Below are 22,064 nucleotides of genomic sequence, written 5' to 3'. Positions count from 1 at the left end.
TTGATTATCGTTAGCGCAATCTTATTTTTTGCCGCAAATTTGTGCTATGAAAATATTAGTGACCGGCGCTACCGGCAAGGTCGGCAGCAGATTAGTTCCCCGTTTGATAGCCAAAGGCTATGATGTCCGTGTTTTAGTACGCGACGCCACGAAAGCCCCGAAAAACACCGAAGTGGTAGTTGGCGATTTGTTTGATCCTGCAAGCTTAGCCCCGGCAGTTGCCGGCGTAGATGCCATCATCCATTTAGCTGCCCTGTTTCGGACCGGCGATCAGGACAGTATTGCCAAAACCAATCACGACGCCACCATCGCCCTGGCCGATGCGGCGGTCGCTGGGGGTGTCAAACGCTTCGTCTTTACCAGTACCAGCAATATCTACAGTTCCGGATACGGGCACCCGGCCAAAGAAGAGGAGGTAGTCAACCCTAATGATCCCAGAGCTTATGCTGCCAGCAAGATCGCTGCGGAACAGGAGCTCTTAAAGAAAGACCTGGATGTCCGCATCCTGCGTTTACCTTTTGTCTATGGCGATCAGGACCCGCATATCGAAGAGATCTTACCGCTATTGAAAAAATGGGGACGCCATTCCGGCTGGCGGATGCAAATGGGTCACCATTTGGACATTGCCCAGGGTATCGAATTATTATTGCGCCTGGACGGACTTAACGGGGAAATATTTAACATTGCAGATGACGCACCGATCAGCCTCTATGAACTGGCCGACTCCTTCGGCAAGGCCGCGGAAACTTTCGATGCCGAACAAGGCGCCTTGGCTGATCCGTTTGAAGGCATCATGGATATCTCCAAGATCCGGAAGATCGGTTACCGCCCGCTAGTACCCAGTTATTATGTCGCCCGCGACCTGGATATCTTATAATCGGTATCTTTGGGTATGAAGTTCGATGTTCATTTGCCCTGCGACCGCCTGCTGCCTTATGTGAAACATTTGGTCATATCGGAAAATGAACAAGAGAACGCCTATAACGTCCTGCCTGATACGGCGCTGGTCATTGGTTTTCAGTACCGGGGCAAACTATCGTATTGGAACCAGGACCAGCAAAATTCTTTGGCTGCGGCGGGTATCACCGGCCTGAGGGACAGCTACCGCACTTTTCAAAATACGGCCGGTACCGGTTCGGTGCTGGTCGTCTTCCGGGAGAACGGCGCGGCGCGGTTCCTGAAAACACCGCTGCATGAATTGTTCGGCGAAAGCCTCTCGCTCGACCATTTCTTTGACCGTCCTTCCCTTGCTCATTTACAGGAACAATTGGTGATGGAGCAGACTGATCTTTCGCGTATTCGTCTGGTCGAAGGATTTTTGATTGCCCATTTACAGGATCGGCCTGCCGACCTGCTGGTCAACCGGGCATTGGACCATATTCACCGATCCCAGGGTACGATCCGCATCAGTGAATTAGCTTCGCTGCTAAACACCAGCGCCAGCCCGCTGGAAAAACGCTTCCGCGCCGAGGTCGGCGCATCGCCCAAGAAATTCGCCACCATCGTCCGCGCCCGCCACGTGCTTACCGTCCTACAAAACGGCAACCAGGGCTATGCCGAATATTTATCTTCCTTTTATGACCAGGCCCACTTTATCAAGGACTTCAAAAAGTTCGCCGCGGTCACACCCGAACAATACCTCAAAAGTTTGAAATAAACGGATTTTTACAATCCAGGCCACTGTGGGCAGGCTACTTTTGACCCATGTTCACACTAGCACAAATGAAGGCGGCTCACGCCAAAGTCAAAAGCGGCGCAGATTTCCCCGCTTATGTACAAGAGATCAAACAACTGGGTTTAGTCCATTATGATTTTATGGTCAAAGATGGCCAGACCGTTTACCATGGCGACGGCTTCGAAGTTATTGGCGATGCCATCTATCCGAACAAAGCCATTGCCACTGAACCGTCAACCGCAGCCCTGCGGCAGCTCATTACAGAAACCCAGCAGGGTAAAAGTGATTTCCCGACCTTCTGCAGCGGAGCGGCAACTGCGGGCGTCGAAAAATGGGTGGTCGACACCCAGGCCATGCTCTGCACCTATTATGATACCGAAGGTAAGGCAATGGTCGCAGAACCCATACCCGGCAGCGGCTATTAAACGACCGTCACATTTTTGGCGAGCGTCTTAAAGCGCTCGCCATTCGCCTGCACGACGGTAATCGTCACCGCGCCGGTCTTACTGGTATGGATATCCCGGACGGTACCGGATTTTCCTTTGTGTGTCCCGCCGGTCACCTGGCAAGCGTCGCCGTCTTTCATAAATTAAACAAGACATACAAGTAAACAAACAAACCTAACTTGACCCGCAATACCCGCAGCGCCTGTGAAACCTGCTTCTTCACCGTCTCCTCCGACGTACCCAACACCTCCGCGATCTCCTTATGCGTCATATGCTGCTTGCGGCTCATTTCGAACACCTCCCGCGTCCGCGGCGGCAGTTCCGCGATCTCCTTATCGATCAGCGCTCGCAACTGGTTTTCCCGCACCCGATAATCCGTCGGCACCTCAGCCAGATCAGGCTTCACATGATTGATATATTTCAGCTTCACCTCGTGGTGCGAAAAATGATCCAGCACCTTATTCCGCACCGCGCTATACAAATAACCCGATAAATTATTGATTTGAAGAGTTTCCCGCTTCAGCCACAAATTCACAAACACCTCCTGCAACACATCCTGCACCTCCTGCTTATTCCGCAGTTTATTAAACGCATGGTTATGCAACACGAACTTATACCGATCATAGATCACCGTATACGCAGCCTGGCTACCCGACCTCAACAGGTCCAGCAACTCAGCATCCGAAAGCGTATCCAGCACGTCCATACAAAGGGGATCAACAAACGAATTTACCGAAATAATTCCGGCAAATAAAATAACCGTTTGTGAACTAACCGTTAACGGCAAAAAAAATTAACCGACCAACTGATTTAAGGCGATGATCGCCGCCTTGAATTGTTCGCGCAATTCCCACCGATGTTAACTATCTTCGTACTACAAATCTGATCATGAACACGCTAAGCCTTTTTGCCGACCCGCTGGGGGATCTTTATGTCGAATGGCGGCTCTATACTGCCGAGCGGATCGAGATCGGTTTGCCGCATTATAAATATGAGATGTCCAACCTGCTCGGCATGCCAGTTCCGTTCTCGTCCATTGCAGAAAAGCTGGAGACCGAGGTATTTAAGGTTCAGGCCGGGGACCAGGAGGTCGGCTATGCGGTCGAAAAGGATTTTCACGGCGGGAACCGGCTGATCGTACAGGCTGAAACCGACAGCCGGGAGATTCTGATCCAGTATGTGATACGGAACCTGGTCACAAAAGACAAGATATTTTTCAACTTTGTCTTTACAATGGCAAGTCCCTTAAACGTTCCGGTAATAGCTGATATTGATATGACCGCCCGTTTTTCCTACGACATCAATAGCTATAAATTGCGTGCGGCCCTCATTAGCGCGCAGACCGGGCGCATCGACGGCAATGCGGACATTTTGAAACACGAAAGAACCGGCGACTACATCAAAGCCAGCGGAACCGGCGTTGAAGTCGGCGCAGACAGTATTGACCTTCACGTTCATGCCTCGCGCTTACCATTGATGATCGACCGCCGCATCTTTTGGCTCATTGTTTTTTTGATCGCCCTAGTCGGGATCGGAACCCTATTATCAATTTTTAAATTAAAATAAGGGCATGATCTCCTATCGTGGTTAATTCATTTTAAAATAGGACACCCCGGAATCTGAAGTATTCCCCTGCAAATCTTTCGTGATGACCTTCCAGTAATAAGTAGTGCCGGATGTTACGCTGATATTGTTCAAAAAACTATCTGTAATTCCACTTTTGTTCAGCGCCGGAACGCTGATGGTACCTAAATAAAAATCATAGGAGGCTATGGTATTGGGATTGACGGAGCTGCCTTTCCAGGTGAAGTTTACCGTTGCTGCGCTCAGTTGCTGGGCGTAAGTCGGCGTTAACAGTTCAGCCGGAAATGGCGCATAGGTGATTACACCCGGCCCGGAATTGTAGAATTTCCAGGTATCACTGACGGCTGTGGTACCGCTAGCCGAAGCATTGGAGGTGACTGACCAGGCATAGGGGGTACTCAATAATAAGACAGCCGTTAGTTGGGTTGCGGTCGTATGCTGGACGGTACTGATCCCGGTCAGCAGGTTTTTGATCGTCAGGTCATAGCTGTCGGCCGGTGCGCCTGCGGTCCAAACGAATAATACGGTACTTTGCGTCGTCGTTGGGTTGGTGCCGGTCGTACAAACGGAGTTCTGCGCGGGCAGTGTTAGTATGGCTTTTCCGACAGGTATAACGGGGGCCGGGTCAGTATGTTTCTTACAGGCCGCCAGCAAGATCAGGAAGGAAATGATCAATAATAGCTTCTTCATTGCTTGATGATTTTAAAGCGATGGGTGTCCTGGTCACGCGTGAGCCAAAGTTCATAGGTTCCGGTGTTGAGCCTACTTAAATCCAATATGAGTACCCCGGATCGATTCACATATTTCACGGAAAATACCTTCGCGCCGTTGGCTGCGCTATAGATGTCAATGCTCAGGTTCCGGATCAGCTCAACACCCAGATTGAGGTTGAGCGGCCCTTGGAACGGGACCGGGTAAGGCGCTAAATTGCCGGACAAATTGATGAGTTTTTCAACCGGTACCTGGCAAGGTTTGTCGCTGAAGACCACAATGCGGTTATTTCCCGCTTTCAAGTTCAAGGTCACCTGGCTTTGCGCGGTGGTCAGAATAGCTACGTCATTCAGCATAATATGATAGGTATCCCCTCCGGTCAAAAGCAGGCTGACGGTCTTCGCCGGATCATTGACGGTGGCATAAACCGCCAGGTCTTTAGGTTCCGTGACCACCGCGGTATAGCATTGCTGATAGCCAGGTTGCCCGGTTACCGCAATACAGACCGCATAGGTGCCAGCCGGCAGGTTAGAAATCGTTTGTGCCGAGGTGAACGAATACGAGGTATTCACATTGGTCCCCGTAATGGTGACCACATAAGGTAAGGACCGGACGGCAGCGATGCTGATGGAGCCGTTACTACTTCCACGGCAACTGGCACTGGTCATGGCTACCGTAAAGTTATTGACCGGCAGGCTGAAGACATAAGTAAACCCTTGGATACTGGTCAGGCCTAATGGGGTCTGCACAAAAATACTGCCTGTCGAACCTGTCCCAACGACCGCGGTGATCGTGGTAGAAGAAACTTGATTAAACGATTTGGCAGGTACGGCCCCAAAACTAACGGAAGAGGCATTGTCCAGGTTTGTGCCGCTGAGGGTAACGATTGTTCCCTCGGTAGCTGCCGTTGGGCTAAAAGAATTAATGACTGGCTTACCTAATACATTGACCGTTACATGCACACAGTTCGTGGAGTTGCAACCGCCCACCGCCTGTAAATAATAGGTCGTGGTCACGGTTGGCGACACCGTAAAAACGCCGCCTCTGCCGGAGCCCGCTGGGGTGCCGCCGCAGCTGCCGGTGGTCAAGTACCAGGAAGCACTGGGGTTCAACGAACCGCCGTTGACCGTAAGCGTGACCGGCGTTCCGGCGGCGATGTTATTGGCCGATGCGGTGATCGATGTGGGATCGATCGAATACGTGCAGCTGGGGGTGACCGAAACGGTGGTTTGGGCGCAGGTGGTAGGCCCGCAGTCGCCTTCGGCGCGTACGAAATAATCATCCGTCGTGCTGGGGTTAATGCTGATGCTTGTGCCCGTCCCCAAAGGGGTGCCGCCGCAACTGCTGCGGTACCAGTGCCAGCTGGCGTTGGTGCCGAGGGAACCGCCGGCCAGCGTCAGCTGGATGGTCGGGCCTGATGCGGCATTGCCGGTGACGGCCTGGCTGATCCCCGTGGGCGCCACGGAAGCGGTACAACCAGAGGAAGTATTGACAAGGAAACTGGCACAGGCTGTAGGCCCTCCACAGTCCCCTTCTGCGCGAACAAAGTAAGTGATGCCGGAATTTGGTGCGACCTGTATCGTAGGCCCGGTACCGGCTGCCGTGCCGCCGCAGCTGCCCGTGTACCATTTCCAGTTGGCATTGGTTCCCAAAGAACCTCCGGCAACCGCTAACTGGATCGTGGAGCCCACAGCGGTTGGCGTGATCGACGTTGGCGCGGTGGAACTGACGCAACCGCTGCTGCTGGTAATAACAATGGCATTGCTGGCTGCCGTCGAGGTGGTGCCGCTGCAATCGCTGCTGCCGGTATAATCGTTGATGAGCGTATAGGTTCCCGGCGCGGTCACATTAATGCTGGTCAGGGTACCGCCTTGCTGAAAAACTTGGCCGTCTTTGAGCCAGCGGTAACTGACAGCACCTCCGGTCCCAGGGTTTTGCGTGGTGGTGGACAGGGTAATGTTTCCGCCGGTTGCGAGTTGGGTTGACGGGGATGTAATTACAGGTGGCAGACTAAAATACTTGGTATTGGACACTGGACTTGAACAAGAGAGACAATCTGTCCCGCCATAAGCGAACATATTCCAGCGGTAGATCATCCCGCTGACCAGGCCAGTCGCCTGAAAAGGTGCAGCGGTAGTCTGACATAAAGAATTAAAAATGATATTAGAAGCACCATACGGATATTGGCTGACCTGGGCTTTAAAGCTGTTCCCGCCATTGCTGGCAAAGGCGAGTGCCGCTGTCTGGCTGCCATTTAATACGCTTGGGCTTGAGCAATTATCCGATCCGTATTGGGCGTTCGGCGATGCGGGAATTGCACAATTGTTACTAACCGGAGTGAAAGTAAAGGACTGAACGATCACCTCCACCTCCTGTTGATCGGACGGCCCCGGCACATTGGTAAAACTAACGGTATTATTTAACCAAAGATTGATGCAAACTTTTTCTTTATCGGCTGGGGGAACTACTGAACCACTCTCTGAAAAATCTGCGATATGGAACGACTGTCCGGGATCAGTGTCATAATGACCTCCCAGGCTAAGGAAGTTCACCTGGCCGGGTGTCCAGTTAAATATATGTGTCGTATAGTTCCCTGTTAACGATGCTTTAAATCGTTTCACCGGGCCCGTATTTGAATTATTAGGATTGCCTCCCTTTCTATATTGTATGGTATAGTCAGCATTATTGGGGTAATATAAAATATTATTGCCCCAGGTCGAAAACTCCATATCGATCTCATTTTCTTGGGGCGTGTTATTTGCTCCGATACCCTGATAATTGAACATCCCAAATACGACATTCTTATCTAAACGGTCAATAAGGCTGTTGACTTTAAAATTATAGGTGCCATAGCCCATCGGGTCATGCGAGTCAATTTCGGCGCAGTTCCATATATTCCCGGATTTGGTAATTTTCAGGTGCAGAAAGTTTTGAGCATCCACCCATACATTCGAAGTCGCGGATGACCAGTTATTTGTTTGAGGGCCAGCCGTTCCATTTTTGAGATCCCAGGTGATACCGCACCAGACAAATGTAGCCGGATTCGCTTGAAAGGCAGTTGTCCAGTTAAACTGATCAGTAATGAGGTAATTACCGTTCACCAAAGAATAAACAACTGCGTAATAATTAAAATTCCCGGTGCCCATCGTAGATAAGCTTAAAACAATCGGATAGGTTGCGTTCCCCCCTGCGCTTATGGATTGTGCGTTCGTACTGTTATTCATGTTAAAATCCCAGGGGGCAGTTTGATTACGATCGACCCATACTTGTACATAGGAATTCTCCGCGTAGGGCAAAGGATTATTAACAACAAAAGATCCGGACGTCTGCTCGGTCGTTTTTATAGTTGCCGGCGAAAAAGTTGGTCCGCTTTGAATAACGGGCTGGATCCTTCTGAACGTTTGTGAAACAGAATTGCCATTTATACTTAAGGAAGCACTCCCCCAATATTCTGTATTGGAACTAACAGGCGAATTGGCTATTGTTGGTGTATACCGCACTTCATAATTATATGATCCATTGGCTAAATTGGAAAAGACGGCTTGGCCGGAAGCATTGGTGTTTATCGTTTGAATGACTGCCGTATAGTTGGAATTGTAAAGCTTCACTTCCGCATTATCCCGAAAAGCATTATTGACATTGGTTACGTTCACGGTTAGATTAAATGAAGCAGTTGTTGCTGTAAAAGCACTTGTCCAGGCATACTGATCAGTAATAGTGTATTTATTGTTAATATAGGTGTAGACAACCGCATAGTAATTATAAGCCCCGGTATTTGCCGGGGTGATGTTGATAGTAAAAGCCGTGGAAGCACCTGAATTGATCTGTGTTGCCGATAAGGAATTATTAATAGTATTGTCGTACGGGCTGACTTTGTCTCGGTCAGCCCAGACTTCGACGTAAGAATTTTCGGCCACCGTATTCGGGTTTTTTACGGTAAATGTTCCCGATGTCAGCTGTCCTGTATTGACCGTTGCCGGCGAAAAAGCCGGAGGGCCGGTGATATAGGGCTGGACGCGGGTGAATGATTTGGTTTGGGAGCCGTTTAAAGTTATGGTCCCGTTACCCCAAAACTCTTCATTGGCTATTGGCGGGTTTGTCGTTGTTGGCGTATAATAGACTTCATAGATATAATTGGCATTGGGCAGGCTGGTAAAAACAACCTGTCCGGATGCATTGGTGGTGAGCGTCTGCAAGACCACAAAACTGGAATTATACAACACCACTTTAGCATTCGCCTGGACACCGCTGATATTATTGACCGTTAACGTAAGATTCGACGAAGGCGCAGTGACGGTAAAAGCAGGTGTCCATGCATATTGATCAGTAATAGTGTATTTATTATTGATAAAAGTATAGACGATGGCGTAATAGCTATAGGTTCCTGCATTTGAGGGCGTGATGCTAAACGGAAAGTTCGAAGATGCGTTGGCATTGATCTGTGTTGCTGAAGATGTATTATTAATCGTATTGTCATAGGGACTGGCCTGATCGCGGTCCACCCAGACTTCGACATAGGAATTCCCGGCCACCGTATTCGGGTTCTTGACAGTGAATGTTCCCGAGGTTTGTTGCCCGGCACTGACGGTGGCGGGGGAAAAAGTTGGCGGCCCGGTGATATAAGGCTGGAAACGGGTAAAAGATTTGGATACGGTAGCGGTTAGGGTGACCGCCCCGCTACCCCAAAACTCTTCATTGGTTATTGGCGGATTTGTGCCCGAAGGGGTGTAATAGACCTCATAATTATAAGCGCCATTGGAAAGATTACTGAAAGTAACCTGGCCCGAGGTATTGGTGGTAAGCGTTTGCAAGACAACGAAACTGGAATTATACAAGATCACTTTTGCGCCGCTGCGGATACCGCTGATATTGTTTACGGTTATGGTAAGGTTTGATGCGGAGGCAATATTTGCGATTATGGAAAGACCTACGGCAAAAAAGAGAATCAATAATTTTCTATAACGCTTTAGTATGCCTTTTGATAAAAAACAATTCTTTCTAACATCTCGAAAGATGCAACCAGGTACGATGCGAGGCAATTCCGCTATCAATGAAGCTTCCATGCTGTTTTTTCAAATTGAGTCTAATCGTTATCAAGTTTAAAAGGCTGGCGCAAAGCGTGTTGTTTTGATCCGGCTTAGTATAGGTTAAAAATATAAATAAATATTTGATAAATCTTACCGTTTTTTCACGGTATTTTCTGACTGGTAAAAATACCGTAGAAACACCTGATCAAATACCGTATTTATACCGAAGGTTACTTATTTATTATTTTTCAATTTTATTTCAACTTGTTGATTGCCAATAAATATGTTTACATTTAACTACTTAAATACCTTATCTTATGCCTACTTATATACTTGTATTAGTCAATGACCAGGGCAATGCGAAATGGTTAGCTAGGAAATGGGGGGCCGACCCTGCGGCACTTACCGCGTCCTGTACCTATAGTCCGGGAACCAGTCAGCTTTTTACTAAAAATCCGAATGACCAAATTGTGGCATGTCCATGCGCTAAACTGACTGACCCTTTAGGTGGGCAGGCGGCAGTGATCATGGTTAAACTCGCTTAAGATCATGAAAAGAAAAATAGGCTACTTGGGCATACTGTCCTTACTGATCGCTGTGGGGTGCAGCCCGAAGCTTACGCAACGCTATGAAAAACTGTTACCTCCGGTTACGGATGATAAAACGGATGTCACCAGCGGTATTGAAATTTATGCCGCAGCAAGAGATGTGCCCGGAGCGGTGGTCGTTAACCAATATAACCTGACCGATCACGGGCAGGCAGCCTATATCAATGCTTTGTCCGCGTTGAAACCGAAAGACGCAGATGCCCTTCAGGCAAACTTATTTCCTGATGTAAGCGGCCTGGACAAGGGGCCGTCAAGTATAGACAATACCACGTTTACTAAACGGTTGTTGTTTACTGTATTGAGCCATACGCCATTCGAGGCGGACCGGATCACTAAATTATCGATCAAGGTTCATTTGGATCCTAAGGTGACCAACGTAAAGGTGCTGACTTTTGACAAAATTACCACAGAATACCAGACCGTTGACTTGGGCAGCATCAGTCAAACCGGGACATTAAATTTAGGAGCAAGTGCTAATTACGGCGTGGCGGGCAAAATCACGACAGGAACCGCAGGCGGAACCACAACGACTACGGTAACAAATCCGGACGGCTCCTCTGTAGTGACCGGTTTACCCGCCACAACGACAGGTGCTGAACTCGACCCCTCTTTCGGTGTGGGCCTGACTGCTTCTTATAGCAATTCCACCACCCAAACCGTGAATTTAAAGAACCGGTACATCGCGCTGACCGGTTATATCAAAGACGATGTGCTTACTTTTGATGAAGAAAGCATTACCGGGGTTAACCTCACCGGCAATATCCTGTCGGATATTAAATTCAAGGTCACCGATAGATCCGATACCTATACCTACAGTGTGGCTAACCTGACAACAGAGGGCAAACCCACCGACCCTGACAAGATCAAAGTAAAAGTTGTCCCTGTTTATGAACCCGGGATCAAAGGCCCGCTGACCATGACCGTGGATTATGACATCACCGTCCGGCACGTTATGAATGAAGACGGCAGGAAAACGATCTCCGAAAGTGACGATGAGATCGCTTATTATACCATTAGTAAAAAAAGTACCGCTGTTGACCTCACCCTGGAAAACCGGGATGACCTGGTCGTGAAAAAATGGTATATCGGCATTGGCGCCAATGCGCTTAAAGTCACGGATATGGTGACGCTTGACTCGGGCATTATGTATTTTACCTCTTACGATAATTGCCTGGCTTTTTTCAGGTGGCTCAAAAAAGTCAAATTCGACCCGAAAATCGGATTGATCAGTGGCGATTACCAATTTGTACCGACAAGCGGAACTTTAACCGACCTGATCAGTAAGCAAACTATAGAGAAAAATTAAATCACCGTATCATGCCTTCGACTAAAGACCTTGGCCGCTCAATCATAGACTTTGATCCCGAACAGCCGCATTTGCATTTGGAGGCGTTCGCGCTTCATGATATTGCGTTAACGAGTCCTAATTTGTTACCGGGGAACGTGCCCTGGCCGGGAGGGCAGAGACCGACGCCGGAGCCGTTGACGTCTGCGCCGGGTGAAAGTGAGGATCTGTCGAAGTTCGCAGGCTATGATGCGATCGTGGTGACCTGGACGGCGGCTGAGGCGGCTGCTTTGGCGGCGATGTTTACGCCGGGTTACCCGGTTTCGTCCTGGTATAATTACAAGCATAAGGTGGCGGATTATTTGCCTTTGGTGACGGGTGCTAAGGCACCTTTTAATGATCCTGGTACGACGATGACGCGGTATTACCATTCGATGGGTTTGTATTTTCCTTGCCAGATCGGGTCAAAGAAAGTATTGTTGTTCAAATCCGGCCTACATTTTTGTTATGACGGCCCGGCATTCCCAGTAAAAAAATTGATGGCGGAACTCTATGAGGCGGTTAAACCCAAAGTGTTTATAACCACAGGTACCGGCGGTGGGATCGGTGCGGATGTGCTGCTGGGCGATGTTGTGATCGCGCCCAAAGTACGCTTCGATTGCACCAAGCAGTATGCGCATGAGCCTTTCAAAGACCAGGCTTATGCCACAACGGCCTTACCAATTAATTGCTTAGCCGCGATAACGCCGGCGCTGACCCAGCCCAATGCCGCCCGTGTCACCGGTGGCCGGCCAATACCCAAAATGTGGACGGATGCTGGTTCGCTGATCGTCACCACTGATATATTTGCCTTCGACGACAGCACCAATGCTTATCATTTACAAGGCCTCGGCCGCGCCTGTGATATGGGCGATGCCATGGTAGCCGCCGCGCTGGAAGCCTACCCTGAAGTCAAATTCTACGCCATCCGCAACGCCTCAGACCCCCAAATACCCAACCCCGATGGCAACCTCACCGATGCCGGAAACCGCGCCGGCGACATCTACAAAAAATTCGGCGGCCTCACTACCGCCGCCAGCATCATCGCCACCTGGGCCGTCATCACTACAACTTAAACCATCATGGACATCAAAATTAACATGCTCAATGTCGGCGACGGAGACGCCATCATCGTTCAGCTGACAAAGGATAAAAAGCCATTCACTGTCCTTATCGATGCGGGTCATCCGGGTGATGCACAGCAATGTATAGCTGCACTCGGTACAGCCGCACCGGACCTAATCGTCGTTTCCCATTACGATGCCGACCATATCGGCGGCATGAAAGCCGTGGTTGAGCATTTTGGCGCGGCCATTGGCCAGGCCTGGCTGCACAAACCGGGTATCCTGATCAAAGCCGCCGAGCAAGCCGCCGGTCTTTTATTGGAACACCTGGTCGATCCGCCAAAAGAAAACAGCCAGGACTTCCTGGCATTCCATGGCGATGTAAACCCTAACGAAGCTAGGCAATTCGTGCTGGAAAGTTATAACCAGATGAAAGATTTGGTCGGAACATTGGATAAATATAAGATCAAGACCGTTGAGCCGTTCACCGGCCAAAGCTTAACCGGCTGGCCGGAAATCACTGTCTTGGGCCCGACACCGGCGTTTTATCAGGCTTGTCTTAAAAAAATGAAAGATGTGCCGACCCTTATCGAAAAAGAAACCCAGATGATCCTAAACGAAAGTAAACAGGAACCTTTCATCGGCAGCCTTTCCAAACTGCTGGAAAAGGATAACGACCCCTGTGATTATCTGAAAAGTCAGCCCAAGGACCATGTAACCGAAGTCAACCAGATCAGTATCATCCTACAGATCATCGCCGATGGCAAAAAATACCTGTTTACCGGCGATGCCAGCCTGGAGTCTTTTCAGGCTATTCCCAAATATCCTGACAGCCTCCGCAACATCTACTGGCTTAAAGTACCTCATCACGGCAGCCATAACAACAGCTCACCCGAACTCTTCGACATCATGAAACCCGTCAACGCCGACATCTCCGGCGGCGACCGCTACCTCGACGAAGAAGTCCCCGGCTGCCTCACCGCCAAAGGCACCAAAGTCCGCACTACACTGGATGCGAAAGCGAACCTTACCTTCCCTTATTAACATGAAACGATTTATCGGCTATTTCGATCTGATGGGTTACAAACAATTCATTATGAACAATCCTACGGAGGAAACCCATCGGCGCTTAGGACATGTGTTAAGGGACATAGAGAACAGCCTGGGCAGAGGTCAGCTCAATGATACACCGAGAGGTTTTGTGGCTGACCTGAGCAAGTCTACGCTCAAATGCATCAGCATATCGGATACCATCATTTACTGGACACAGGATGATACGGACGCCAGCCTCAAAGAGTTTCTTGACGTTTGTTTTCGATTGAACTGGATGTTAAACACGTATAATTTCCCTGTACGTGGGGTCATGATCTATGACGAAATGGACATGATTCGTGGTGCGGATGAGAATGAAAGCGGCGGCCTTTATAGTGTGCAAACCATGTACGGCAAGGGCCTGATCAATGCCCACCTGAAATGCGATGCGCAGGATTGGGCCGGGACTTGTGTTGACGCTAGTTTAAGCGACGAAATTGAAGAACGAGAATTAATGGCTGAGCTTGATCGCATCGCAATTAAGACTTTGGTACCGTATAAAAAACCACCTGAAAATCAAACAGAGGAATTTGCATTACGGTTGGCTATAAATGTTACAAACGAAGAAGCGTTAAACAATTTAAAGCGAGATATTATCCGTGTTTTTGAAAGCGATAATAAAGGTATGAATGAGCGTTCCCAAATTATGTTGGATAACACTTTGGCGTTTGCTGAAAAACTATAACTTTTAAATTATGATCAAAGCCAAAGCTGTTTTAATGACGACAGAACCCGCTAAGGACGGGTCACAATTTGCGGTATCTGAACTTGAAAAAGCTCTAGCGCAAACTGCGGTTTCCGGCATAGGAAGTTGCTTGGGGCATGATTCTACTAAGCCGATTGCTTGGACTGTCCCGCGTTCATTATACCTCGAACCTGGCAGCACACGCCTGACAGGCACAACGTGGATGGCGGAAACGCCGGAAGAACAAATGCAAATCAGCGGCCTTCATTATCAAGCCATCGTCACGCGTACCGATAAAGATTTCGCCCCTTTCAAGGATGTTTTTGAAAAGGAACTTGAAGGGAAGTTGTCACCAGACTACAAAGTACTAAGTTCAACATTAGTGTCCTGCTTTGACCCGGGTATATTAGAGCGTTGTTATCCATCTTTGATGGCCAAAGTGGATAAAGACGGGCTGATCTATTTAAAAGATTTATTGGCGGATTTTACCCATATCGGGCAGGGTGTTTTCGCAGATAAAAAATCGCCCTTTGCCATTTGCGCACATTCGTATTTCCGGAAGTCCCTATTTCGGCAAAACAACCTCAATTTTTCGTTCTTGGATTGTTTATTGGGTTACGTTGATCTACCGGAGGTGACACTTCGGCTGAGATTAGACGGCGACCTGATAGGGGTTGCTGAAACTTTCATACCCGCGATGGAATTCGAACACTGGCGTGGCCCGTACTTTAATGACGAAGTTGCGGATATCAAATTGGGCGTGAGCGAATACAAAATGGATGAGTATAACAAACTTTTCAATGGTATAGGCAAGACTGAATTTTGGTGGAAAATGGAGAGCGGTGAACAGACCTTTGAAGCAGAAGAGGTCAAAGAAGTTCCGTCATTGGGTGTCAGTGGCGACGACTATGGTTGCCGGTATGCCCATTCAATTTACAATACCGAATCCAAGGTATTCCAACATTTTGACGGAGCGATCAGAATGTACGACTCTTATATGATTATGGACCGATGGGATCATGACATCAAATCCGCTGGCAAGCAATCAATCTACACCAAGCTGTTCCGCGTAGATGGCAAACTTCCATTAGCTGACTGGAAGTTATTATTGCACCATTATTTCCAAGGAAACTATCTCATCGAAGAATACTTAGGTGGTCCGTCCTATAAAGCGGAATTTGAAACTGCATTTGCGGAACAGCCTGCAAAATCATTGCTGGAAAGTTTGACTCCTCTCAAACTGTATGCTTCTGAAGGGTTGCGTATAGCGGTGAGTACCTTGCAGGATGAAAACTATCCGGTAAACTTACAGGGTGCTTTATACCTTAAGGGGCACGATTGTTATGACGAACAGCGTTTGAAAGAAGTTGTCGAAATTGACATTTTCGAAATCAAGAAAGCGCTTCTCCGTGAAGGCCAAGAACTGATTATCCCGACACACTATCAATATCTCGATTGTAATGGAGGGATGGAATGGAATATTCCCGAAATCGCGGTCACCGATTCAGCGAAAACGGCTACACAAGTTCCCGCGTTATTAAAAACTGTCCGGGATATTTTGATCGCTAAAAATAATCCTTCACAAACGGTTGCCTTTACTTTTTCCTGGCCGGAGCCTGAACAGCGAAAAAAGGTAATTTCCTTATTAGGTTCAAGTGAAATATTGGTACAGTGGTTACAGCAACACCCACAGATTCCAATAGAACCGCCAGCGTTCACCAACTGGCTAAATAGGCAACAAAATTGGCTACAGCAATTTGATAACCAACCCGATGTGCCGAGCGTAAATGAGGTTTTATACGACGATGGCACACTGTTTATTAAGCATCATTCTATTTTGAATTATATGCAGCCTGGTTCCTTCAACGTTAAAGGAAAGAATTTTAGCCTGGTGCTTCGGCCAGAGCACACAGAATTATACCAATTGGTCCAAGCGAAAAAAATCGCTTATTCAGAAATTTATCAGGTGAAGGAAATGCTTTGCAAGCAATGCAAACAAAATTATTTTACTTGCCCGCATTCAGATGCACTGGATAATACCGGAACAGATATCAAAGATTTTCAGCTTGTAGGACATTACTGGGTCGACCCCCAAAAGCAATAGCATGAAAGACGAAATCGGATTCGAGTGGGTTGCGCCAGCAAAAGCGGCACGCAGGTGGTTTATTGAAACTATCGGCGAAGCGGAATGGGTACGTCGCAGGAAAGCGGTTGTTGAATATTTTAAATCAATTGAGCGCGTCAATTTGACGGAAGCGGATGTGCAAACCCCGGAAGTCAATAAGCTCTATTACCCGATTGCTGTTTACGACGATTGGATGGCCTGGTATATGTATTTGATGGAATCGCTACTGGAGCGGCCGGGAGTGGATGAGCCTTTTCAGGCTGCCAGGATTTCGCCCTTTTTTGCAGCGATTGGCCGAAGATTAGAATTACTAAAAAAAGTAAAAGGCATTGAAGACCGGTTAAAAGTGTTGTTAAACCAACACCAGAATCAACCGGATTCTACTTTATTTGAGCTGGTGGTAGCAAGTCAATATTTGAGAAACGGGTGGACCGTCCGTTTTCTAAAAGAGGAATTATCCAGACAAACGCCGGATTTGGAAGTTACCCGTGACGGAAAGACGTTTTGGGTAGAATGCAAACGTTTGGCCAAGGTACCGGAGTTCGCCGAACAGGAACGCGCGGAATGGCAAAAGCGCTTTCGTCATTTAACTAACGCATTGCGTATTTTGGATATCCCTGCGCATGTCGAGGTTGTTTTTCAAGTTCCTATTGCGGACACCGAGGAGATTGTGCTGGGCCAAATGATTACCACCTATTTTAAATCCAAGGACTGGTCAGACGGTGATTGGGTAAGTAACGGAGATATTAATATTAAGGTAGCCAGGCTGGACATGGAAGCCATCAATAAAGTTTTGGATGAAGAAAATCCGCGCCAAAATTCTCCCAGCATGATTCAAGCGATCGTGGGCAGCTACGAAATGCATGGAAATTACACCCAACTCATAGACTATAAACAACTCACAGAAGTGGGACCTGACGATGGCTTGCATGTGCTCAATAAATTTTGCAACTCCATTTACGCGGCCTACTCTGCAAAATACAAGTGCCTCGCCCCAGAATCGATCGATAAGAAAGCAAAGGATGTGCGTAAAATGTTAAGTAAGGCGGTCAATCAAATCCCAACTGAAGGGGCTGGTATCATTCACATCGGGTACGAAACGGTAAACGGCCCCGAAGTAGAAGTTGTCCGTCAAAAAAAGACCAAGGAAACCGTCGAAAGCTTTAGATTTAACAATAAAAATATCGAAGCGATTTACTGCCATGCCATTCAACCGCTGATCGAAGTAGGTGGATTTGAATGCGCTGAAACAACATTATACTTTGAGAAAGGCCCGGATCGACTATTTTCAGACCGGTTATTGCTCGACCCGCCAGGCACTACCAAACGGGACAGCACCCATTGGAAAGAAGACTTAGATAATTTCAAATCATAGTCTTTTTTTTATAATTTCAGCGCTATGGCGAAACCGAACTGCGCAGCACCAAATTGCGAACGCGAATCCATATCCTATAGCAAATACTGCGGGCAGCACACGAGCAACCGAGAACTAAAGAAGGCGATCAGCACACTGAAAGAGGATGACCTGACCGATGTTTATTGGGACGAGGTTGAGCTGAAAAAGATCACTTTCGAAAAAAGGCATTTTGCTGCTGGCTCTTTTACAAATCTCGACTTTGAAGCCGTGCGTTTTGTTAATTGTGGTTTTTCGGACTGTGATTTTGAGCATGTGGTGTTGACGAATACAATTTTCGAGAACTGTGAACTGGAAAAATGTGTATTTACCGATGTGACTTTCCAGGAAAGCCGGTTTTCCGCCTGTCGTATTGTAGATGGCGGATTCAACGAGATCAATATGGCCGATGAATCCTTATTCGAGCAATGTGATCTGGATAGCTGCGACTTTAGCGGTGGCATATTTTCGGAGACGGGTATTATCCGGGAAACCCGTTTTTACAACAACACCTTCACGCAAATATCTCTTACCCGGACAGCGTTTGAGCAATGTCAATTTATTGAAGCTACATTTTCAAAGTCTACTTTTTACGATTCAGGTTTTATTAATTGCCAGTTCAATACCATCACCCACGATTTCAAGCTGAGCGGTCCGCCGATGTTGTGCGATTTCACCGGAACCAAGTTCCTGAACATGTCCATGCCCCGTACTTTCAAGATATGGAATAATTTCACTGTACACCCGAAGGAATTTTATCTCAGGACGGTTGCACGATTGCTGCACGATGATCATCCCAACCACTTAAAGGAATTGGGGCTGGCCTTACAACATCTGGAAAAGTATCCAGAGGTGGATGCCAGCGGGCTGAGGCCGGCGATCAAAGAACTATTTAAAAGACTCGCGGCCGATGCCGGGCATGCAGGCAGCTATGAGATCATTGGCGAAATATTGTCGGCCTATGGACGGATACCTGAACGCTTTCGTACTCAAACCGGGTTTTTCCTGCCTGCAGCCGATGAAAGTTCCACATTAGCGCCGGGATTAGCCAAAATAAGTATCCGGCTTGAGTTGCATACCTGGACCGTCAAACAGGTCAATCATTTAATGGCTCTCATGGCGGAGATCGAGGACTATTTGCCAGAGGGTCCAGAGCAGGTTATTGATCTGATTGAGAAGGGCAGTTTCATCATCGAGATCATTTCTGGCTTAAAACCTCTGCTGGCTTACTTCCAATCGCTCATCGATTTCGGCAAATCGAGCTATGAGCTGCGCTTAAAAGTACTGGAAATAGAAAGTAAGAAAATCGACCTCGAATACCAGCGGCGCTTAAAAGAACAAGAACTCGAAAAAAATGATCTGGCCATCGCCACTCAAAAAATCGAACTTTACACCAAGATCAAAGAACACACCGGCTATGACCACCTGGCCTACAGTAAAACCCCAAAAGGCAAAAAAGCCCAACAAATCGCCAACACCCTAAAACAAGAGTTCCCGATCCTCCATGTCCGCTTAGAAGACCAATAATTGATCATTAAGCGATATCATGATACAACTCGAACATTATTGGATAAACGGGGGTAACGTCTTGTTCGGGTGGATCGGCCTGTAGTTTCAGGATCTGTTTTTGGAAGCTTTTATTTTTATCATGTGCCTCGATAATGCCCCATAGTCCGTATCGTTTAAACGCTCGTTCGATATAAACGTAAAATTGTTTGTGCTTGAGAATGGCCTGGACGGCAAAGCTGATCCAGTCTTTATAGTTGAACCCGATCATTTGCTGACGGCGCGCCGTTTCGACCGCAAAAAGAAAATTGAGATGGTTATAAATGCCATCGACCAGCTCCCTGTTTTTGAGCTGGTGGCACCATCGCAGAATTTGCAATTCCTGTGCTTTGTCACGTTCGTCCATGTCAAGGCCGTGATGTTCGGTGATGTCAGCTGCTGTGAGTTGATAGCCGCGTTTAAATAAGCTTTTTATTAATGGCTGGCGGTAACCTAAATTTTCGTTCCTGAAGATTTGTTGTAAAGTTGTCCTACCATCCTGATTTTCAATATTGCTGTCAAATAAGATGCGTTGGTCCCTGAGCAAAAAATGAATAAAGGAATGCTGCTTTTCCGTCGCCTGAAAGATGTAGTGGTTGATCAACGTTCGCCCTTGCACGCGCTTATCGGAAAACCGAAACCGGGAGTTAAGCACCGTTAAAGCTCTCGGAGATAATTTGTCCAGTTCGGCATCGAATTTATAAAAGTTCCAGTCCCTTTCTTTAAAGTACTTTAGTTTGCCGATCACGGCTTCTGCACAGGCTTCCGCTTGGCCCCGAAGCATACTTTCCTGTTCCTCCCGCTCTCGTTTTTCGGTGGCTTCAACGATAGCGGCCAATTCTTTTTCCGCCGCCCTTAGTTTGTCTTCATAGTTCCAGTAATAGATCTGGTACCGCTCCGCGTCAAAGTGTATTTGGGCCAGGCTTACTGACTGTGTTCTCCAGGGCGATAGGATACGGTCCCGCTCGTTGATGAAGGGCGATTTGTAGGTGCAGGACAGCTTAAAATCTGCCGCTGCTTCGTCCAGCTTAAAAAAGTTCTGAGAGGGTGTCAGGTATTTAATATCCCTTTCCATTGTGGACTGCCCATGGACATCAAAATCATCCAAAATCCAAACCAAATAAATACCCGAACCGCTATAAAACTGATGCCTGCCCAGAAGATATTTTTGAGACAACACGGAAAGCTGGATCTCGAAAGCCATTGGTTTCCCCTGGTAAATGCAATAGACGTCTGGCCGGCGCTTCTCGATATCATTGAAAAAGAAACGTGTATCCGCAATGATCGAGTCAGGCTCAACGCCAGGAGTTTGGCGCAGTAGTTCAGCGATGCGGTTCTTTAAAAAAATATGCCGAGGCCGCTCGTGAGCTCTAATAATATTGGTAAAATCCTGCACTTCTTCGTCGCTCATTTTACCATCTTTTAGCGGACAATCGTCCGCGTTAGGAAAATGCTTAAAATGTACGTTGTCATTTTTGCTATCTGATATGATCAGCGACTGATCACAACGATAACATCCCAACTTCAATTCTCCAGAGTTATAACGCTTGCGAAGTTCATATGCTTCCTTAGCGATCCGAAATGATGTGGAGGCATCATAACATTCGCCAGTATCCCTGTCATAGGCCAGATCTATCGAACGTTGATACGCCATTAGAATGCGCTTGCCTTTAGTAATTCAAAACCATTGTTTTTAGCTATTGTCGCCATTGGTTGTATTTGTTCAAATACCCGCTGATGCTCAAACAAAGAAACATCCGGAACGATAGTCAGGTAATCCTCCAAAAATCGATGTTTTGGTGCCCGATGCTGGATAATTTCTAAAGCAGATCTTTGCAATTGAAAGTATGGCTCAAAATACGTTTCCAATGGTGGAAGCTTATCGCTCTTGGAACTGTTAAATAATTGGTCAGCTGGTATCAAATTCCACATCAGATCATGCGAAACAAATGCGTAAGGTAAAAAGTGTTCAACAGCATAATCGCCGACCACCAATTTCTTATTGGTATAAATGCACTCCACACTACCTAGTTCACCGATCACGATGTCCCAAAACTTGCGCTGCTCGGTCAGCGCCTTGCGCACGGGCGATTTGATTAGCTTGTTCGGGATATCCGGCACACTAGGATTCTTGGCTTGCAAATAAACCGCCAGGTTCCAATAACAAAAATGTTTTAAGATTCCTGCGTGCTGACGTAGGTAATCCACCCAAACAGGATTTATATGGATATGGTCAGGATATAAAGCATATAAACACTGGTTTTCGAACCGCTGCGAAGCGGCATAAGCCGTCTGAGTATCTGCCGCCCGAAACCAGGGACTCAAAAAACGGTGAGGCACTTCGCCATTGAAATAACGCAGTACCCGAAAGGTCTCCTTATGATTTGTTGCCGAAAGCTGTTTGAAAATCACCCGGCGGTCGGCATCTATCGTTAGGTTTTCTAAAGTTCTGAGTTGCATAATTGCCTCCTGCAACTTATCCTGCTTACCAAACGATACCCTAAAATAATTCACCGTATACCAGGCATGCGCCACCATCTCCGCGAACAGATCCCGCTTCGCGATCTTCGTCTCCCCCAATTCCACCCGGCCCAGCACCGCCAAAAACCAATAAAACTTATACGTAGCCGAAGTATTATTAAAACACCCGGCAAGTAGGTTGATCGGTAATTCGTCTTGTGGTGGGAGGTTCACTAAGCTAAGGTAGTTTTTAGCGCCCATTAGTTTAGTTATTACTGTTAACAATATGCTATTTTTCCACATCTACTTTAGCTTGTGATATTTA

17 protein-coding genes are annotated in these 22,064 nt (G+C 47.5%); 11 read left to right on the top strand and 6 right to left on the bottom strand.

The window, feature by feature from the left end; translation table 11 throughout:
- Positions 1–46 precede the first annotated feature (46 nt).
- Genes AC07M6_RS11350 through AC07M6_RS11340 form a run of 3 tightly spaced genes read left to right on the top strand, consistent with a single transcriptional unit; the run spans position 47 to position 2,100 of the window.
- The gene (locus tag AC07M6_RS11350; RefSeq protein ID WP_494889459.1) at positions 47–877 is read left to right on the top strand and encodes an NAD-dependent epimerase/dehydratase family protein; all 831 of its coding nucleotides are present in this window, start codon (positions 47–49) and stop codon (positions 875–877) included.
- Between the two features lie 15 nt (positions 878–892).
- A complete protein-coding gene (locus tag AC07M6_RS11345) occupies positions 893–1,657 on the top strand; it encodes a helix-turn-helix domain-containing protein (RefSeq protein ID WP_494889457.1) in 765 nt (254 codons plus the stop codon).
- Positions 1,658–1,704: 47 nt separating this feature from the next.
- Positions 1,705–2,100: a DUF1398 domain-containing protein gene (locus AC07M6_RS11340; RefSeq protein ID WP_494889455.1), complete on the top strand. Its 396-nt coding sequence runs from the start codon at positions 1,705–1,707 to the stop codon at positions 2,098–2,100.
- On the opposite strand, the gene AC07M6_RS11335 is transcribed toward AC07M6_RS11340, so the two are convergent.
- Positions 2,097–2,261 (bottom strand): KOW motif-containing protein, encoded by a 165-nt coding sequence (locus tag AC07M6_RS11335; protein WP_494889453.1) that lies wholly within the window; start codon positions 2,259–2,261, stop codon positions 2,097–2,099. The two genes, AC07M6_RS11340 and AC07M6_RS11335, sit on opposite strands and share 4 nt — an antisense overlap.
- Complete coding sequence (locus AC07M6_RS11330) at positions 2,258–2,827, bottom strand: RNA polymerase sigma factor (RefSeq protein ID WP_494889451.1); 570 nt, start codon at positions 2,825–2,827, stop codon at positions 2,258–2,260. Before AC07M6_RS11330 ends, AC07M6_RS11335 begins: the two co-directional genes overlap by 4 nt.
- Before the next feature lie 182 nt (positions 2,828–3,009).
- On the opposite strand from AC07M6_RS11330, the gene AC07M6_RS11325 reads away from it, so the two are divergent.
- A complete protein-coding gene (locus AC07M6_RS11325; protein ID WP_494889449.1) occupies positions 3,010–3,687 on the top strand; it encodes a hypothetical protein in 678 nt (225 codons plus the stop codon).
- A 21-nt stretch (positions 3,688–3,708) separates the two neighbouring features.
- On the opposite strand, the gene AC07M6_RS11320 is transcribed toward AC07M6_RS11325, so the two are convergent.
- Together AC07M6_RS11320 and AC07M6_RS11315 are read right to left on the bottom strand one after the other, a co-directional pair.
- Complete coding sequence (locus AC07M6_RS11320; protein ID WP_494889447.1) at positions 3,709–4,395, bottom strand: hypothetical protein; 687 nt, start codon at positions 4,393–4,395, stop codon at positions 3,709–3,711.
- Positions 4,392–9,479 carry an Ig-like domain-containing protein gene (locus AC07M6_RS11315; protein ID WP_494889445.1) on the bottom strand — a complete coding sequence of 1,696 codons (5,088 nt, stop codon included), beginning with the start codon at positions 9,477–9,479 and terminating at the stop codon, positions 4,392–4,394. The genes AC07M6_RS11320 and AC07M6_RS11315 overlap by 4 nt, the downstream gene beginning before the upstream one ends.
- Positions 9,480–9,992: 513 nt before the next feature.
- Here AC07M6_RS11315 and AC07M6_RS11310 point away from each other — a divergent pair.
- The 7 genes from AC07M6_RS11310 to AC07M6_RS11280 are packed head-to-tail and all read left to right on the top strand — an operon-like array spanning position 9,993 to position 19,261.
- On the top strand, positions 9,993–11,357 hold the full coding sequence (locus tag AC07M6_RS11310) for a hypothetical protein (RefSeq protein WP_494889443.1): 1,365 nt from the start codon (positions 9,993–9,995) through the stop codon (positions 11,355–11,357).
- Between the two features lie 11 nt (positions 11,358–11,368).
- Positions 11,369–12,451 (top strand): phosphorylase family protein, encoded by a 1,083-nt coding sequence (locus AC07M6_RS11305; protein ID WP_494889441.1) that lies wholly within the window; start codon positions 11,369–11,371, stop codon positions 12,449–12,451.
- Between the two features lie 6 nt (positions 12,452–12,457).
- Complete coding sequence (locus AC07M6_RS11300) at positions 12,458–13,483, top strand: ComEC/Rec2 family competence protein (protein WP_494889439.1); 1,026 nt, start codon at positions 12,458–12,460, stop codon at positions 13,481–13,483.
- A 1-nt stretch (position 13,484) separates the two neighbouring features.
- Positions 13,485–14,216 (top strand): hypothetical protein, encoded by a 732-nt coding sequence (locus AC07M6_RS11295; protein ID WP_494889438.1) that lies wholly within the window; start codon positions 13,485–13,487, stop codon positions 14,214–14,216.
- A 10-nt stretch (positions 14,217–14,226) separates the two neighbouring features.
- Complete coding sequence (locus AC07M6_RS11290) at positions 14,227–16,320, top strand: hypothetical protein (protein WP_494889436.1); 2,094 nt, start codon at positions 14,227–14,229, stop codon at positions 16,318–16,320.
- 1 nt (position 16,321) lies between these two features.
- Positions 16,322–17,716 (top strand): hypothetical protein, encoded by a 1,395-nt coding sequence (locus AC07M6_RS11285; RefSeq protein ID WP_494889434.1) that lies wholly within the window; start codon positions 16,322–16,324, stop codon positions 17,714–17,716.
- 24 nt (positions 17,717–17,740) lie between these two features.
- Positions 17,741–19,261, top strand: coding sequence for a pentapeptide repeat-containing protein (locus AC07M6_RS11280; protein WP_494889432.1), 1,521 nt, complete (start codon positions 17,741–17,743; stop codon positions 19,259–19,261).
- Between the two features lie 7 nt (positions 19,262–19,268).
- Here AC07M6_RS11280 and AC07M6_RS11275 read toward each other — a convergent pair whose 3' ends face one another.
- Both AC07M6_RS11275 and AC07M6_RS11270 read right to left on the bottom strand, forming a co-directional pair.
- The gene (locus AC07M6_RS11275) at positions 19,269–20,933 is read right to left on the bottom strand and encodes a DUF6035 family protein (RefSeq protein ID WP_494889430.1); all 1,665 of its coding nucleotides are present in this window, start codon (positions 20,931–20,933) and stop codon (positions 19,269–19,271) included.
- Positions 20,933–22,000, bottom strand: a complete 1,068-nt coding sequence (locus AC07M6_RS11270; RefSeq protein WP_494889428.1) for an HNH endonuclease domain-containing protein — start codon at positions 21,998–22,000, stop codon at positions 20,933–20,935. The genes AC07M6_RS11275 and AC07M6_RS11270 overlap by 1 nt, the downstream gene beginning before the upstream one ends.
- Positions 22,001–22,064: the final 64 nt, after the last annotated feature.

Source organism: Mucilaginibacter sp. GW821-FHT07H05, from assembly GCF_059418485.1.
This window is presented reverse-complemented; position numbering and strand designations above follow the sequence as displayed.